The 15804-nt window shown below is 36.4% G+C and carries 17 protein-coding genes and 1 pseudogene; 17 read left to right on the top strand and 1 reads right to left on the bottom strand.

Annotated elements, in window-relative coordinates; genetic code table 11:
• The first annotated feature begins 82 nt into the window (after positions 1-82).
• From K4422_RS13215 to K4422_RS13140, 16 genes are all read left to right on the top strand, one after another.
• Positions 83-1360, top strand: coding sequence for a UDP-N-acetylglucosamine 1-carboxyvinyltransferase (locus K4422_RS13215; RefSeq protein ID WP_230711503.1), 1278 nt, complete (start codon positions 83-85; stop codon positions 1358-1360).
• Complete coding sequence (gene rho / locus K4422_RS13210) at positions 1357-2655, top strand: transcription termination factor Rho (RefSeq protein WP_230711502.1); 1299 nt, start codon at positions 1357-1359, stop codon at positions 2653-2655. The genes K4422_RS13215 and rho overlap by 4 nt, the downstream gene beginning before the upstream one ends.
• 97 nt (positions 2656-2752) lie before the next feature.
• The gene (locus K4422_RS13205; RefSeq protein WP_071863514.1) at positions 2753-3016 is read left to right on the top strand and encodes a type B 50S ribosomal protein L31; all 264 of its coding nucleotides are present in this window, start codon (positions 2753-2755) and stop codon (positions 3014-3016) included.
• Positions 3017-3279: 263 nt separating this feature from the next.
• Positions 3280-4428, top strand: a complete 1149-nt coding sequence (locus tag K4422_RS13200) for a cation:proton antiporter (protein WP_206903779.1) — start codon at positions 3280-3282, stop codon at positions 4426-4428.
• A gap of 72 nt (positions 4429-4500) precedes the next feature.
• Complete coding sequence (locus tag K4422_RS13195; RefSeq protein WP_230711501.1) at positions 4501-4818, top strand: DsrE family protein; 318 nt, start codon at positions 4501-4503, stop codon at positions 4816-4818.
• A 205-nt stretch (positions 4819-5023) separates the two neighbouring features.
• A complete protein-coding gene (locus K4422_RS13190; RefSeq protein WP_396139420.1) occupies positions 5024-6055 on the top strand; it encodes an SPFH domain-containing protein in 1032 nt (343 codons plus the stop codon).
• A 53-nt stretch (positions 6056-6108) separates the two neighbouring features.
• Positions 6109-6288: a TA system antitoxin ParD family protein gene (locus K4422_RS13185; protein ID WP_206903782.1), complete on the top strand. Its 180-nt coding sequence runs from the start codon at positions 6109-6111 to the stop codon at positions 6286-6288.
• 171 nt (positions 6289-6459) lie between these two features.
• Positions 6460-7446 carry a LacI family DNA-binding transcriptional regulator gene (locus K4422_RS13180; RefSeq protein ID WP_230711500.1) on the top strand — a complete coding sequence of 329 codons (987 nt, stop codon included), beginning with the start codon at positions 6460-6462 and terminating at the stop codon, positions 7444-7446.
• 182 nt (positions 7447-7628) lie between these two features.
• The gene (locus tag K4422_RS13175; RefSeq protein ID WP_230711499.1) at positions 7629-8369 is read left to right on the top strand and encodes a sugar phosphate isomerase/epimerase family protein; all 741 of its coding nucleotides are present in this window, start codon (positions 7629-7631) and stop codon (positions 8367-8369) included.
• Positions 8366-8611 carry a hypothetical protein gene (locus tag K4422_RS13170; protein WP_206903785.1) on the top strand — a complete coding sequence of 82 codons (246 nt, stop codon included), beginning with the start codon at positions 8366-8368 and terminating at the stop codon, positions 8609-8611. The genes K4422_RS13175 and K4422_RS13170 overlap by 4 nt, the downstream gene beginning before the upstream one ends.
• 12 nt (positions 8612-8623) lie before the next feature.
• Positions 8624-9895 (top strand): gluconate:proton symporter, encoded by a 1272-nt coding sequence (locus K4422_RS13165; protein WP_206903786.1) that lies wholly within the window; start codon positions 8624-8626, stop codon positions 9893-9895.
• 24 nt (positions 9896-9919) lie between these two features.
• Positions 9920-10879 carry a sugar kinase gene (locus K4422_RS13160; RefSeq protein ID WP_230711498.1) on the top strand — a complete coding sequence of 320 codons (960 nt, stop codon included), beginning with the start codon at positions 9920-9922 and terminating at the stop codon, positions 10877-10879.
• The gene (locus tag K4422_RS13155) at positions 10880-11515 is read left to right on the top strand and encodes an orotidine 5'-phosphate decarboxylase / HUMPS family protein (RefSeq protein ID WP_230711497.1); all 636 of its coding nucleotides are present in this window, start codon (positions 10880-10882) and stop codon (positions 11513-11515) included.
• Entirely contained in the window at positions 11502-12044 is a 543-nt protein-coding gene (gene hxlB, locus K4422_RS13150) for a 6-phospho-3-hexuloisomerase (protein WP_206903789.1), read from the top strand. The genes K4422_RS13155 and hxlB overlap by 14 nt, the downstream gene beginning before the upstream one ends.
• Positions 12045-12053: 9 nt before the next feature.
• Positions 12054-12692, top strand: a complete 639-nt coding sequence (locus K4422_RS13145; protein WP_206903790.1) for a bifunctional 2-keto-4-hydroxyglutarate aldolase/2-keto-3-deoxy-6-phosphogluconate aldolase — start codon at positions 12054-12056, stop codon at positions 12690-12692.
• Positions 12693-12889: 197 nt separating this feature from the next.
• Positions 12890-13360, top strand: coding sequence for a glutathione peroxidase (locus tag K4422_RS13140; RefSeq protein ID WP_230711496.1), 471 nt, complete (start codon positions 12890-12892; stop codon positions 13358-13360).
• Between the two features lie 203 nt (positions 13361-13563).
• Here K4422_RS13140 and K4422_RS13135 read toward each other — a convergent pair whose 3' ends face one another.
• Entirely contained in the window at positions 13564-15069 is a 1506-nt protein-coding gene (locus tag K4422_RS13135; protein WP_230711495.1) for a helix-turn-helix domain-containing protein, read from the bottom strand.
• A gap of 187 nt (positions 15070-15256) precedes the next feature.
• Between K4422_RS13135 and K4422_RS13130 the strand changes: the two are divergent.
• A pseudogene (locus tag K4422_RS13130) lies at positions 15257-15804 on the top strand (hypothetical protein); the annotation flags it as partial.

The following is a 15804-nucleotide window of genomic DNA, read 5'->3' as shown; positions in this document are numbered from 1 at the left end:
CTAGATGCCTCCGCTCTTTTGCAAAGACTGTCTCTGTGTTAAAATTAGCGAGTATGAATAAATTAGGAATAGGTGGCTTTTTATGAAAAAAATCATCATTAATGGGGGCCGTAAACTTCAAGGTGAAGTAACAATTAGCGGTGCCAAAAATAGTGCAGTTGCACTGATACCTGCTGCAATTTTAGCCGACTCCCCTGTTGTTTTAGAAGGTGTACCCGATATCAACGATGTTCATTCCTTGATGGAAATTTTAGAAATTATGGGTGTCAAAGTCCAATTTGAAAATAATACGATGACCATTGATCCAACTGGGATCATCTCCATTCCAATGCCAAGTGGTAAAATTAATAGCCTACGTGCTTCTTATTATTTTATGGGAGCTTTATTAGGTAAATTTGGGGAAGCCGTTGTCGGATTGCCTGGGGGCTGTTATCTAGGACCTCGGCCAATTGACCTTCACGTTAAAGGATTTGAAGCATTAGGTGCAAAAGTCACCAATGAGCATGGTGCAATGTATTTAAGAACTGAAAATAAAGAATTAAAAGGTGAACGCATCTTTATGGATGTTGTCTCAATTGGTGCAACAATCAATGTGATGTTGGCAGCAGTGAAAGCTAAAGGGCGGACAATTATTGAAAATGCTGCACGAGAACCAGAAATTATTGATGTTGCAACTTTACTTAATAATATGGGGGCAAAAATTCGGGGTGCTGGCACCAACGAAATTAGAATTGATGGTGTAGAAGAATTACACGGCTGTCGTCATGCAATTATTCCTGATCGTATTGAAGCAGGAACTTATTTGGCTCTTGCAGCTGCTTGTGGTGATGGCATTAAAGTTCACAATGTTATCTACGAACATTTAGAAAGTTACATCGCCAAATTAGAAGAATTAGGTGTTCCAATGGAAATCAGTGAAGACACCATTGAAGTTTTCCCCGTTGAAAAATTAAATCCTGTCCACGTCAAAACATATCCTTATCCAGGCTTTGCAACTGATTTGCAACAACCGATTACACCACTATTAATTAAAGCAAGTGGCACTTCAGAAATTATCGATACGATTTATTCCAAACGAATCAATCACATCCCTGAACTGGTCCGTATGGGTGCTGACGCCCAAATTGAAGGCAATATGATGATTTTAAATGGGCCCAAACAACTCCATGGCGCTGAAGTTATTGCTTCTGATCTAAGAGCAGGAGCTTGCTTAGTTATTGCAGGTTTAATGGCAGAAGGTACCACGACAATTACTAATGTTGAATATATTTTACGCGGCTATGACCATATTGTTGAAAAATTAACAGCGCTAGGTGCTGATGTTCAAATGGTAGAAACAGAACGTGAGGATCGGGCATGAAAAAAGATTATTTAACGATGGCGGAGCTAGAAAACAGCACGCTAAAAGATATTTACCAATATGCTAAACAGTTTAAAATTCCTTATTACAGCCAAATGAACAAAAAAGAATTGTCTTTAGCTGTCATTCGCGCACAAGCAGAAAAACAAGGTTTCTTTTACATGGAAGGTGTTTTGGACATCGTCGGTCAAGACGGCTATGGTTTTTTGCGCCCAATTAACTATGGCCCTAGTGCGGAAGATATTTATATTTCTTCTTCTCAAATTCGCCGCTTTGGCTTGCGTAATGGAGACAAAGTAGCTGGGAAAGCTAGACCACCAAAAGAATCCGAACGCTATTATGGTTTAATGCATGTGGAAAGTGTTAATGGCAAAGATCCTGAAGATGCAAAAGAGCGGCCACATTTTCCTGCGTTAACGCCACTTTATCCTGATCGCCAAGTAAAATTGGAAACAAAACCAGGGCGTTTGGCAACGCGGATGATTGATATTTTTGCCCCAGTAGGTTTTGGGCAACGTGGCTTGATTGTCGCGCCACCTAAAGCCGGTAAAACTAGTATTTTAAAAGAAATCGCCAATGGTATTACCGACAACTATCCAGAGGTGGAATTAATTGTTCTCTTAATTGATGAACGACCAGAAGAAGTAACCGATTTAGAACGTAGCGTAAAAGGCGATGTTGTTTCTTCGACTTTTGATTTACAACCACAAAACCATACCCGAGTTTCTGAGTTAGTTTTAGAACGGGCGATGCGTTTAGTAGAAGACAAACGGGATGTTGTAATTTTAATGGACTCCATTACCCGTCTAGCTCGAGCGTATAATTTAGTCGTACCGCCAAGTGGCCGCACATTAAGTGGGGGGATTGATCCAGCCGCTTTATATAAGCCTAAAAAATTCTTTGGTGCTGCCCGTAACATCGAAGAGGGCGGTAGCTTAACGATTTTAGCAACTGCTTTAGTAGATACAGGCAGTCGCATGGACGATGTTATTTACGAAGAATTCAAAGGAACTGGCAATATGGAACTTCATCTTTCACGAGAATTAGCCGAACGCCGCATCTTCCCAGCGATTGATATTAAAAAATCAGGTACTCGTAAAGAAGAATTATTGATGGGGACAGAACAGTTAGAAGAAACATGGAAATTACGTAACAATATGGTCGGCGATTCCCTTGAATACACGGATCAGTTTGTTCAATTTCTAAAGAAAACAAAAAATAATCAAGCGCTTTTTGGCGCGTTTAAAGAAGTTTCCTTTGGTAAAAAAACACCTCGAAGAAATGTAAAAAGATAATTGCATCTCTGTTTAAAACGTGATAGTATATTCTTGTTGTAAATTAGACAAATAACTCTGGCGCAGCAAATGAACCAGGGCAAAGGAGCGAAAGTAAATGAAAGCAGAAATCCATCCAGATTACCATCCAGTTGTATTCATGGACTCAACTACAGGTTTCAAATTCTTGTCAGGTTCTACTAAAACTTCACAAGAAACAGTTGAATGGGAAGATGGCAACACATACCCATTAATCCGGGTCGAAGTTACATCTGACTCACATCCATTTTACACTGGTCGTCAAAAATTCACGCAAGCCGACGGACGTGTGGACCGTTTCAACAAAAAATACGGCCTCAAAGACGCAAACGCTGCAGAATAATTCTAACTTGGTTAGAACGTTGGCTTGCCAACGATTTAGAGATGTCTTCCTTTCTGGGGGACATCTCTTTTTTGCGTTGGTTCCATTTTTAATTGCGATATTTTTAATCATAAATTTAATAGTATCAAAAAAGTTCATTCGCAATAATTTGCTGCAAATAAGCACTAATATTTCTCATAATGCTTCTTTTTCGCTAGACTGATAGTGAATCCAATTGACATTTAATAAACCATATTGGATTTGGTAAAGAGAGGGTGGAAACGATGGAATTTATTGGGGTTTTATGTCTAATTTTAGCTAGTACAACAATTGCAAGTCATTTTTCAAGAAGAATTGGTATTCCAGCTGTAATTGGACAACTTCTAGTAGGAATTTTATTAGGCAATGCTGCTTTAAAATGGGTTCATCCAGATATTTTAGTAGAAGACTTTTCAGAAATTGGTGTCATATTGTTAATGTTTTTGGCTGGCATTGAAAGTGACTTATCTTTATTAAAAAAATATTTTAAACCGGGAATGTATGTGGCAATTTTAGGAATTTTATTACCTGTTATTTTAGGAACTGCTGGCGGAACACTTTTTCATATTTCCTTATCACAATCTTTTTTCTTAGGATTAATACTCGCTGCTACTTCTGTCAGCATCTCTGTCGAAGTATTAAAGGAATTAAATGTGATTAATACAAAAGAAGGTTCAACAATTTTGGGGGCTTCGGTAGTTGATGACATCTTAGTTGTACTGATTGTTAGCCTTAGTATGTCATTTGTTGGGACAAGTTCTAGCAGTAATACCTCGTTAGGTCTGATGTTATTAGAACAATTTCTATTTTTTATGGGAGTATTCTTTTTAATTCGTTGGGGTGCACCTTACTTAATGGAACTGAGTAAGAAATTAATGGCCGAGTCATCCATTATTATCGTTTCACTTGTTTTGTGTCTAGGAATGTCTTATTTAGCTGATTTTATTGGATTAAGCTCGGTCATTGGGGCTTTTTTTACGGGAGTAGCGATTGGACAGACAAAAGTTTGGCAAGAAGTTTCTCGTAATATTGAGGCAATTGGCTATGCCGTATTTATTCCAGTCTTTTTTGTTAGTATTGGTTTGGAGATATCTTTTGTTGGAATTGGATCACAGTTGACGTTGATCATAATTTTGACCGCGATTGCAATCTTTTCAAAACTTATTGGGGGCTTTCTTGGAAGCAAACTTGTGGGATTTGATAACAATAGTAGCCTCATGGTTGGCTCTGGCATGGTCTCAAGAGGTGAAATGGCATTGATTATCCTTCAATTAGGATTTCAAGCCAATATGGTAGCGGAAAATTATTATTCTGCATTTGTCTTAATAATTTTATTAACGACACTTTCTTCGCCATTTTTACTAAAATATTTTACAAAAAAGATTTATGACTAGAAGCTTTTTTACATGAGACAAGAAGATTTAATTAGTCTCACAAATTACATGAATAGCCAAGGAGGAATAAAAATGAAAGTAGTATTTCACGTTGATGAGATAAACAAATGGCAAGAGGCAACAAATAATATTTACAATTTACTAAAGTTACGCAGTGATGCCAAAATTGTCCTGCTCGTAAATGGAAGTGGCATTCAAAGCTATCAATTAAAACGTGCGCAAACTTTTATTACTGAAAATCCTAATGTATCTTTTCATGCCTGTCAAAATGCTATGAATGCTTTTCATATGCTACAAGATGAATTGCCGCTGGGAGTGGAAGTTGTTACTGCTGGTGTTTTAGATTTAATCGAACTTCAAGAGCAGGGCTACGCTTATATAAAACCATAAGAATTTGTAGCTTTCTGCCATAAGAATAGAATTTACAAAAAGATCAATTTTTTAAACCACAATTTTTGAAAAAAAGCGCCTGTTTAGGTGCTTTTTTGTTTGATTTTGTAAGCGACGTTACTTTAGTTTGCTAATTTTATCTTGTCATGATATTATTTGCATGAAGATTAAAGTGATATCAAAATGATATCAAAGGAGGAAGCAAATGAATAATGAAAAAGTAGCGTTAAAACAACCGACAGAAGAAAAGATTTTAAAAGCTCATAAGGGTATGCCGGTATTTTTAATGATGTTGTTGGGGGTTGTTTTATCAATTGTTGCTTTTATTTGGGGGATTTTTATTTTGAGTGAAGGTAGTCAACCAGTTTTAGGTGGAATTTTACTGGGTTTAGGTATCTTCTATTGGGTATTACCTTTATGGTTACTTATAGCAGGATTAAAAGTTGTTCATCCCAATGAAGCTTTAGTAATGACCCTTTTTGGTAAATATGTGGGAACATTAAAAGGAGCAGGATTCTATTATGTTAATCCTTTTATGACAGCCGCACCCGTTGCTAAAAGTAGTTCACAAGAATTTACTACAGCAGATTCTGAAACGGATCCAGTTACAGGGGCGAAAAAAGCTGCTGGGAATTTACCGAAAAAACGTTTGTCATTAAAGACAATGGCTTTAAGTAACAATAAACAAAAAGTAAATGACAAGTTAGGAAATCCAATTATCATCTCCATCGTCGTTATCTGGCGGGTGCATGATACTGCCAAAGCCATGTTCGATGTGGATAATTTTGTTGATTATTTGTCTATTCAGTCTGATTCTGCTTTACGAAATATTGTGCGCCTATATCCTTATGATGCCACTGACGATGAAGATGCGAATGAAAAAAGTTTGAGAGGTTCAAGCTTAGAAGTTAGTGCTCGTCTGGCTGAAGAAATTCAAAGCAAAGTCAACGTTGCGGGAATAGAAATTTTAGAAGCCAAAATTACGCATTTAGCCTATGCCCCAGAAATCGCAGCCGCAATGTTACAACGTCAACAAGCAGCAGCGATTGTTGATGCGCGTCAGTTGATTGTTGAAGGAGCGGTTGGTATGGTAGAAATGGCAATAGAAAAATTAAATGAAAAAGACGTTGTTGACTTGGATGAAGAGCGAAAAGCAGCAATGGTAAGTAATTTAATGGTGGTCCTTTGCGGCAATCGTGATGCCCAGCCGATTGTAAATAGTGGTTCCTTATATTAGCAAGGTTCGCTATAATACTACTGGATAATAAAAATGAAAAAGGAGCGGTACTTGTGGATAATAAAAAGACAAAGGCAAAAAAACAAGTGCCGCTGCGCCTTTCAGCAGATTTGTACGATGAATTAGCGAGTTGGGCAGAAGATGAATTTAGAAGTGTAAATGGGCAAATTGAGTATCTTTTAACAGCAGCAGTAAAAAAGCGCAAAAAAGGAAATAAGCAAGCAGAAAAATAATTTATATCGTAATCAAAGTAAGAGAGCAAAAGCGTTGGTTTACACCAGTGCTTTTTTGTTTAGACATTCATATGCAATGAAGCATAGCAGAAGTGGAATTTCAATGAGTCTTTCTTTTCTTTATAAAAAAAGTTCGCTACAATAAGAAAAAAGACAGTTGGAGAAAGAAAAATGAAAAAAATTACCATTAATGATGTTGCCCAAGAAGCAGGGGTCTCAAAGACAACCATCTCACGTTTTTTAAATCATAATTATGGCAATATGTCCAAAGAAACAAAAGCCAGGATTAAAGAAGTCATTGAGCGCCTAGATTACAGGCCAAGTAAACAAGCACAAGCATTAAAATCAAAACACAGTTATTTGATAGGTGTTGTCGTTGCTGATATTTCCAATATGTATTCTTCGTTATTACTGAAAGGAATTGGCGAAATACTTGAAAAAAATAGCTATCAAATGATTATTATGGATGCAGGTAACTCGATTACCAGAGAAAAAGAGCTGTTACAACGGCTACTTGATCAGAGTGTTGAAGGCATTATTTTGCAGCCATCTTCACGGCAGTCAAAACAATATGAATTTATCAAGAAATCAAATATCCCACTACTATTAGTAGATCGCCAAACAGAACCAGAAGAATGGTCTTCTGTGTTAACCAATAATGTTGACGCCACAAAAGAAGTAGTAAAAAAGGCTTTACAAAAAGGATATGAAGATTTTTTTGTCCTAAGTGAGCCAATTACCAATGTTAGTACCCGCGAATTGCGTTCGCAAACGGTTATTCAAAGTGTTTTAAAAGCTCGTAAACAAGGGCAAGTAATTGAAGTAAATAGTAAAGAAGAGTTGGAAAATGCGATTGCAACAATTCTTTTGAAACCACAAAAAAAATTACTATTTGCTTCAAATGGTCGTGTCTTAATGGATAGTTTGGCTATTTTAATTAATCAAAAAATTAATATGCCTGATACAATAGGAATTACAGGTTTTGATGATTGGAGTTTAACAGAACTTGTAGGACCTGGAATTACAAGCATTGAGCAACCTTCGCAAAAAATTGGCGCAATTGCAGCAGAAAAATTGTTAAACGTATTACGCAATAAAAGTGACGATGTGGCAGAAATTATCGTGCCTTCGACAATTCGTTGGCGGAAATCTGTCTAGTTTAAGTTTTTTTAAAAAAAATATATTCGTGAAAGCAGCCTTTAGAAACCGGTTTCTAAAGGCTGCTTTCATTTTTTTGATTGAAAGGGCTGTTCTTTTAAAATGTAACCGTTGACATTTTTTAGAAACCGGTTTACTATACGTGTATAGAAACCGGTTAACTAATTGAGAGGATGGGCTTTATGAAGAACAATCAAATCGTACTTAATTTTTTAGTTTTTGCAGAAAAAATTGAAAAAGGTATCCAACAAAATGAATTATTATCCCACATCGCTGCTTTAGGTTTTCAAGCTGTGGAAATCCGGCGCGAGTATTTTAAAGATATAGCAAAAGAAATGCCGCTTATCAAAAAAGAGGCGGAACGTTTGCATCTTGATTTATTTTACAGTGTTCCAGATGAAGTCTATATTAACGGTGAAGTTAATCCTAAATTAACAGAATATATTTCCGAAGCAAATCAAATGGGTGTGAAACAAATTAAATGGAATATTGGAGATTTTAAAGGAGAGCTTCATGTAGAAAAAATGAAAGCGCTTATTGAAGAAGGCGTAGTGATTACAATCGAAAATGATCAAACACAAACTTCTGGAACAATTGCAGCAATTAAAAAATATATGACGGCTGTTAAAGCTGCTGACTTAGCTATTGGCTATGTTTATGATTTAGGAAATTGGCGTTTTGTAGGAGCAGACGAACTAGAAGCTGCAAAAGAATTAGCAGAATATGTTCATTATATTCATGTTAAAGATGTCCTTTACAAAGAGGATAAACCACAAGCTACTGGCTTAGATCATGGTGTTATCAATTGGCGTAAAGTTTTATCTATTTTTCCAGATGATTGCCCCATCGCAATTGAATACCCAACAACAACCGATGAAGAAATTTTGGAAGCAAAAGCACTTTTAGAGGAGGAAGTAAAATGAGTGACCAACAAACAAAAATAGATGCCGAAAAATTTGCTTATCATTTCATGGATACGATTAATCGACCTGAAATTGATACAGAAAATATGCAAGATGCAGCCAAGGAAGCATTAGCTGCTTACTTAACAGCTTATTATTTAATTCAAAAATTTAATCATTTAGAAAATGACTTTTTCGTAGAAGATCATAAGAAACCTGTTTCCAATTATCAACGTATTTTGAGTGAATTAAACAAATATTAGGAGGCGTAGAACATGGGTGGCGCAATAACTGGAATTTTACTTGCATTAACCTTTATCGTATTTGTCATTTACGCGATGAAAGGCGGAAACTTAACCGTCGGCTTCTTCGTTATGGCAGTTTTATGGACGATTATTGGCTTGGTTCCTTTTAACCAAGCAATTAAAGAAATTTTTACTGAACCTGTTTTGAATTATGGGAAAACAGCAGCATATATTATTTTTGGTTCTTGGTTTGGACGTGTGCTAGTAGATACTGGTATTGCAGGAAGTATTAGCCGTCGGACAGAAAAAGTAGGAAAGAAAAGCCCGGTATTAGCGACAATTTTAATCGCTTTTGTAATCGCTTTAATATTTACCAGCTCTTACGGTGTAGGGTCTGCGATTGCTGTCGGCGTGATCTTGTTTCCAATTATGTTCTCCATTGGTGTACCACGAAATATTGCCGTTTCGGTTTTTACGATTGCAATTGGTGCAGCGATGTATGTGAACAATGTTTTGTTCGTTCAATTTCAAGTGTTCTTCCCTAAAGTTGCCTGGGGCCCACATTATCAACGTTTTGGTTTTGTTGCAATGGGCATTCAGATGGTTATTTTAGTGCTATTCATTTTATTTAATGCAAAAAAAATTCGCAATGGCAAACCTGAAATTATTGAAAGTGACAGTGAAGAAGAGATCGTGGAAGTACCAATTTGGACGTATGTTTTACCAGTATTACCAGTTGCTTTAAGCATTTTTGCTAAATGGGATGCCGTACCAGCTTTGCTGCTTTCAACGATTATTGCTTTTGCAGCAACTGGGAATATGAAGAAGTATACAAAGTTTGTCATGATGATGAATGAAACTGCAAAACATGCAATTAGTGATATTGCGGGATTGTTAATTATGTTGTTTGTCTTAACGATGTTCCAATCTGCAGCAGTTCATGCAATGTCTGGTTTTACGAGTGTGTTCCAACAAGTTATTCCAGATAGCAAACTAGCCTTAATCATCATTGTAGCGATTATTGCACCGCTTTCTTATTTCCGCGGTCCTTTGATGTTGTATGGTGCAGGTGCTGCTACGGCGGCAATTTTAGTAGGAACGGGAATGTTCGATCAATATTTCTTATACGGTTTACTGGTAGTTCCTTCTATGATGGGCGTTTCTGCCTGTATTACACAATCTTGGAACTTATGGTCAGTTCAATATGCAGGTTTGGATACAAAAACATTCTTATTAACGGGTCTGCCTTGGGCGTGGGCCGCAACAGTTTTGAATTTAATCGCAGCTTATATCTTACTTTAAAATAAAAGAAAAGAGGAATTTAACATGAGTGAATTTTTAACAATTGGTGAACCTATTGCATTATTTGGATCAGAAGAAGTAGATAAGTCTTTAAAAGATGCTCTGCATTTTCAAAAATTTTTAGCCGGAGCAGAAGTTAATGTAGCTGTTGGGGTGGCTCGTTTAGGTCATAGTAGTGAATATATTACACAAGTAGGAAAAGATCCGTTTGGCGAATTTATCATTGATCGACTACATGAAAATAAAATTGGGACTGATTATATTTCAGAGTCTGCAGATTTTTGGACAGCATTCCAATTAAAAGATAGAGTAAGTGATGGCGATCCAAGTATTTTCTATTTCCGCAAAGGTTCAGCAGCGGCCCATTTTGAAAAAGAGGTCCTAGATAAAATTGATTTTTCTGAAGTCAAAATGGCACACTTATCAGGTATTTTTCCAGCTATTTCGCCAGAAGCACAAGAAGCATTCCGGTATTTAATTAAGCTTTTGGAAAAACATCAAATTCGGACAACCTTTGATCCAAATTTACGCCCACAATTATGGGCTAGCACTGAAGAAATGGTAAGTACAATCAATGACTTAGCTTCTCATGCGGAAATTGTTTTACCTGGTATTAATGAAGGTGAAATTTTAATGGGCAGTCGCGATCCCGAAAAAATTGCTGACTTTTACTTAAACAACGGCAACGCAACGAAAACAGTCATCGTGAAATTGGGAACAGAAGGTGCGTATGTCAAAGAAAAGAATGGTACAAGTTACACGGTTGCAGGCTTTAAGGTTGAAAAAGTAGTCGATACAGTTGGTGCAGGGGATGGCTTTGCCGTCGGATTAATCACTGCTTTAATTGAAGGCGAAGATCTAAAAGATGCAGTAGTCCGTGCCAATGCCATTGGTGCGATGGCTGTTCAATCTCCTGGGGATAACGACGGCTATCCAACGCCAGAACAATTGCAGGAATTTTTACAAAATCAGAAGGTGAAATAAATGAAGTTACAAACCGCAATTGATCGTATTTCGATAGAAGAAGCAGAAGAATTAGCGCAACAGCTTAATGGGAAAACAGATATTTTAGAGATAGGCACTTCTTTAGTTAAAGATTATGGGAATGTTGCAATTTGGCGCATGCGCCAAAAACTGTCTCAGACAACGTTATTAGTAGATAGTAAAACAATTGATGAAGGAGCCTATGAGTTTAATCAGGCTTTTCATTATGGTGGAGATATTGTCACGGTGATGGGGGCTGCGTCTTATGACACCCTTGTTGCTTGTTATAAGGTTGCACAAAAAGAAAACAAAACAATGATGATTGATTTATTAGAAGTAAGTGATGAAAAAATTGCAGCAATAAAAGATTTTCCCGAGGCAATTTATGCCTTGCATCATTCGATTGATCGCAAGGATAAATTGGATGCTGTGGCAACTGTAGCAGCATTCCACGAAAAATTTCCTACAATCAAACGCTTGGCTATTGCCGGAGGTATTGATTTAGAACAAACAAAAAAATTAGCGCAACAAGGATTATTGGAAGTGGTAATTGTAGGTTCAAAAATTGCCAAAGCACAAGATCCAATTAAGGCAGTAAATGAATTTATGGAGGCAATTCATTATGAAAACAATTGAAACAATTATGGCAGAGATTAATCACGTCATGGCATTAGTGGATGAAAAACAACTGGAAGATGCATTACCTTTGTTTCAAAAAAACAAACGTATCTTTGTTATTGGCGCAGGTCGAAGTGGCTTTCAAGCAAAAGGATTTGCTATGCGTCTAATGCATATTGGCTATACTGATTTTGTGATGGGAGAAACCATTACACCTTCAATTCAAAAAGGAGATACCTGGGTAGCTATTTCAGGGTCGGGGACCACCAAAGGAATTGTAGCAGATACACAAGCAGCTAAAAAGTTAGGTTTAGACATCGTTGTTTTGACTAGTGATTTGACATCGCCGCTGGCCGAATTAGCTGATAAAGTTATTGTTGTGCCCGGTGCAACTAAAACAGGTGCAGGGATTAAATCTGTTCAATTATTATCAAGTCTTTTTGACCAAACTGTGCATATTACATTAGATGCATTGACGTTGAAATTAGCCGCACGAGACGAAACTTCGAATGAAGATGCGCTACATGAACACGTCAATGTAGAGTAGAGGTTCGCGATGAAAAAAGGAGAAGTTTTAGCTCGCCTTGAAAAAACAGGAATTGTTGCAGTCATCAGAGAAGAAACGACGCAACAGGCGCTAAATGCGGCAAAAGCAGTTGTTGCAGGTGGAATTTTGGGATTAGAAGTGACGTTTTCTGTACCTAATGCTGCTGCTGTGATTACACAGCTTAAAGAAATCTATCCTGTAAAAAGTGGTGTAGTCATTGGTGCAGGTACGGTACTTGATGCAACGACGGCGCGGTTGGCAATTATGGCAGGGGCTGAATTTATTGTGAGTCCTACTTTTAACAAAGAAACGGCTCAAATCTGTAACTTGTATCAGATTCCTTATTTGCCTGGATGTATGACAATAACAGAAATGCAGCAGGCGTTGATGAGTGGAGCAGAAATTGTAAAGTTGTTTCCTGCTAACAATTTTGAACCAACATTAATTAAGAGTATTAAAGCTCCGTTGCCGCAAATTAGCATTATGCCAACAGGTGGCATTAATCTAGATAACCTGGCAGCTTGGAAAAATGCTGGGGCTCTCTTGGTTGGGGTTGGTGGTAATCTTTTTCAAGGCGTTGCCGAAAATGACTACGCACAAGTAACCAAAACGGCCGCGCTCTATAGCAAAAAATGGCAGCAAATCTGATTTTGGAAACATGAATTTTTTTAACGAAATGAAGACTTGGGTCTTGAGGTGCTTTTTAGTTGGATTTTTTCTGACGTATAAAAGCAACACTTATGGACCAAGTCTTTTTTTGCCGTCATGAAGCAAATCAACAAAATACGCAAGAATAGAAAATTAACGTATAATGAGTGCATTGATAAGTAATTAGGAGGGATAAAATGTCAATTTATGATTATACAGTAAAAGATGTCACTGGAAAATCTGTGTCGATGAAAGATTATGCAGGGAAAGTTTTGCTCATTGTAAATACTGCTACAGGATGTGGTTTTACACCACAATATGAAGGATTGGAAAATTTATATCAACGCTTTCAGACAGAAGGATTTGAAATATTGGATTTTCCTTGTAATCAGTTTGGTAATCAAGCTCCTGGTAGTAATGAAGAAATTCAGGAATTTTGCCAATTACGTTATCACACGACGTTTAAGACATTTGGAAAAATTGAAGTAAATGGTGAAAATGAGGCACCTTTATATCAATTCTTAAAAAAAGAACAAAAAGGATTAGGCGCGGCGATTAAATGGAACTTTACAAAATTTATTGTTGACCGTAACGGCAAAGTCGTAAAGCGCTTTGCATCTGCTACTCCACCTGAAAAAATTATCCCAACCATTGAACAATTACTTTAAAGAGCTGCAAAAAAACTTTTAGCCTTTTATCACTAGAAATTCAGTCAATAAAGCAAAGGTCTTTATTGCTTATTTCTAAGTAAAGGGCTAAAAGTTTTTTTATCTCTAAGAAAGTATAAGTTTTTGATAAGTAAAAAGATTAGAGCAACAGTTTTAACAAGATCTGACTTCACATGTTGCGAGGATTTGCGAAGCTTTTTTATTTAAAAGCTATTTTTCGTTCTTAAAATAAAAATTTGGTTTGCTACTTTTTTGATTAAAGACTGCAATGCCGCTTGATCTAATTGGCTTTCAAGTAGATAAATAATTTTGGCTTCGTAACGGACATCTGTTAGTGGGCAATCTGTAATAATGATATCGCATTGGCTAAAAACACGTCTTTTAAATAGAAGCTGGTCTGTGCCAAAGATATGTTCTAATTGTGCACACAAATCATCGGCTACGTAATAGTCTCGGGTGTAATTGACTCCAATTTGTATTTTTGAAGTTGGTTTGAAGCGATCATAAAAATGCAGCAAATCTTCAATCATCCAATCTGAATCGTATTTTTTTATAACGTGATTTTGAGTATTTGCAAAGTCCTGGTAAAAGGCGGAAATTTTTTGTTGGATAATACCATGATTCAGTTCATTTTGTAGGCTAGAGCTGGGTAGGGTCGTGTTAGGTTGAGTAGGCACAAAGAGCTTGGCGTAAAGTTGATGCCGGATAAAGTTTAACGTATAAAGTTCGAGTTCTTCTAAAGGTACCCGCAAATTAAATTGTGAGATAAAATCAGTCAATAAATCTTTTGTTGCTAAAAAAATGGGTGCCTGTAAATTTTTTAGTTGAAGATATTGTTTGTGATTTAACGTAGGACTGTCAATTTTTGCAAGAGAAAGTCGCGCTAATAGATTAATGAGATAACGCTGATCTTGCGTCACAGGCGCCTGTTCTTTTACGATATCAAAAGATTGGATAAATAGACTAGAAAAATTTTCCAAATTTTTGAGACTAGCGCGAAATTCAGTTAAACTCGTGACGGGAAAATAAGTATGAACGGACTGAAAAATGACAAAAAGTTTGTCTAGCATACTAGAATTAAGCTCCAAAATAATCCTGTCTGTAAAATAAGTACGTAAAACTTGGTTTCTATTTGCGTTTTTTTGCGCATGAAAGATAGGACCTGTATTGGTATGGATATTCCAATAGATGTCTAACATACAGTATTGAATTTGAATTTCACTGCCACTAATTTTTTTTGTTCCATTGGCTGCAAAGTTTATTGTAATCCCATACAGTGCTAAAAAATTATTGATTTCTTTCATCTTAGAATAAACATGTGGTGCACTAAAATGGGTTGCTTGACTAATTTTAGTAATTGAAGTATTCGACTTATCCAATAACGAAGTTAAGATAATATAATTTGTCGCAGCTTCGCAGTAATTTGTAAAAAGTTGATAGTACAGACGTGCGCAATCTTGGGAAGCAATATCTAAAAAAATGAATTTATTTTCTTTTTTGATGGCTTTAACTGGATAGTCAATCTGAAATAAATCTTTTTTTAGTTCTTGTAAATAGACTGTTAAATTCGCCTCAGAAATTTTAAAACGATTAGCAATGAAATGCGTTGTAATTGGAAAATCGAGGTCTGCCAAAAACTTGAAAATATTTAATTTGATTCTGTTTTTTTTCTTTAATAAATGATTTTGAATTGCGGCTTGCGTTTCCATAGTTTCACCTCACCTAGATAGTAGCACGCAATGCAATTTTATGAAAAAAATATCACTTTTCAAAAAAAATATATAATAAAACGACTGTTTTCAAACGTATACTCAGTGCAACATTTAATGAAACGGGGTATATAATTTGAAAAAGACGAAGAAAATCTTTATTGTTAGTATTTTTATGACATTTTTTATGACAACAACTGGTAGTATTGCTCATGGAAGCTCTTTAGACGAACAAAATCAAGCAACTGTTGCATCTAGTGGCTGGGCAAATGCCAATTGCATTACCTTTTCTGATGATTTTTACTTATTTAATTCTGGAGTAACTAAGATGCAAGTAGGTCAAAAAATTACCGTTTATGGTGAAATAGATTTCTCGGGAGATACGCTTCCAATTGGTCAAGCTCAAATTATTTTTTCCAATGTAGACCCTGCGTTAGCTGCATCTTATGATAATAATTTGACTTTTGACTTTACGAATAAAAAAGGATACTTCTCCTTTTCGATTGTTTTGCTGGATTCAATTGTTGGTCCTAAATTATTCACGGTGAAAGTTTTGGATAGTAATCCAGAAGATAAACAGCATTTGACTCCTTATAGCCAAACACAAACGATTATCCAAGATCCAAACGATCCATACTTAGATACGAAGAATGACGACCCAAGTGAACCAAGTGAGCCAAGTGAGCCAAGTGAGCCAAGTGAGCCAAGTGAGCCAAGTGAGCCAAGTGAGCCAAG

It is taken from the genome of Enterococcus sp. SMC-9 (assembly GCF_021011285.1).
Lineage (GTDB): Bacteria > Bacillota > Bacilli > Lactobacillales > Enterococcaceae > Enterococcus_C > Enterococcus_C montenegrensis.
Note: the sequence above shows the minus strand (reverse complement) of the source record. Positions and strands in the feature narration are given on the sequence as shown.

Coding starts and splice junctions, on each gene's coding strand:
- K4422_RS13170 (WP_206903785.1), top strand. CDS start 8,366: ATGAGTGACCAACAAACAAAAATAGATGCCGAAAAATTTGCTTATCAT.
- K4422_RS13200 (WP_206903779.1), top strand. CDS start 3,280: ATGGAATTTATTGGGGTTTTATGTCTAATTTTAGCTAGTACAACAATT.
- K4422_RS13180 (WP_230711500.1), top strand. CDS start 6,460: ATGAAAAAAATTACCATTAATGATGTTGCCCAAGAAGCAGGGGTCTCA.
- K4422_RS13140 (WP_230711496.1), top strand. CDS start 12,890: ATGTCAATTTATGATTATACAGTAAAAGATGTCACTGGAAAATCTGTG.
- K4422_RS13195 (WP_230711501.1), top strand. CDS start 4,501: ATGAAAGTAGTATTTCACGTTGATGAGATAAACAAATGGCAAGAGGCA.
- K4422_RS13135 (WP_230711495.1), bottom strand. CDS start 15,069: ATGGAAACGCAAGCCGCAATTCAAAATCATTTATTAAAGAAAAAAAAC.
- rho (WP_230711502.1), top strand. CDS start 1,357: ATGAAAAAAGATTATTTAACGATGGCGGAGCTAGAAAACAGCACGCTA.
- K4422_RS13175 (WP_230711499.1), top strand. CDS start 7,629: ATGAAGAACAATCAAATCGTACTTAATTTTTTAGTTTTTGCAGAAAAA.
- K4422_RS13190 (WP_396139420.1), top strand. CDS start 5,024: ATGAATAATGAAAAAGTAGCGTTAAAACAACCGACAGAAGAAAAGATT.
- K4422_RS13145 (WP_206903790.1), top strand. CDS start 12,054: ATGAAAAAAGGAGAAGTTTTAGCTCGCCTTGAAAAAACAGGAATTGTT.
- K4422_RS13155 (WP_230711497.1), top strand. CDS start 10,880: ATGAAGTTACAAACCGCAATTGATCGTATTTCGATAGAAGAAGCAGAA.
- K4422_RS13215 (WP_230711503.1), top strand. CDS start 83: ATGAAAAAAATCATCATTAATGGGGGCCGTAAACTTCAAGGTGAAGTA.
- K4422_RS13165 (WP_206903786.1), top strand. CDS start 8,624: ATGGGTGGCGCAATAACTGGAATTTTACTTGCATTAACCTTTATCGTA.
- K4422_RS13160 (WP_230711498.1), top strand. CDS start 9,920: ATGAGTGAATTTTTAACAATTGGTGAACCTATTGCATTATTTGGATCA.
- K4422_RS13205 (WP_071863514.1), top strand. CDS start 2,753: ATGAAAGCAGAAATCCATCCAGATTACCATCCAGTTGTATTCATGGAC.
- hxlB (WP_206903789.1), top strand. CDS start 11,502: ATGAAAACAATTGAAACAATTATGGCAGAGATTAATCACGTCATGGCA.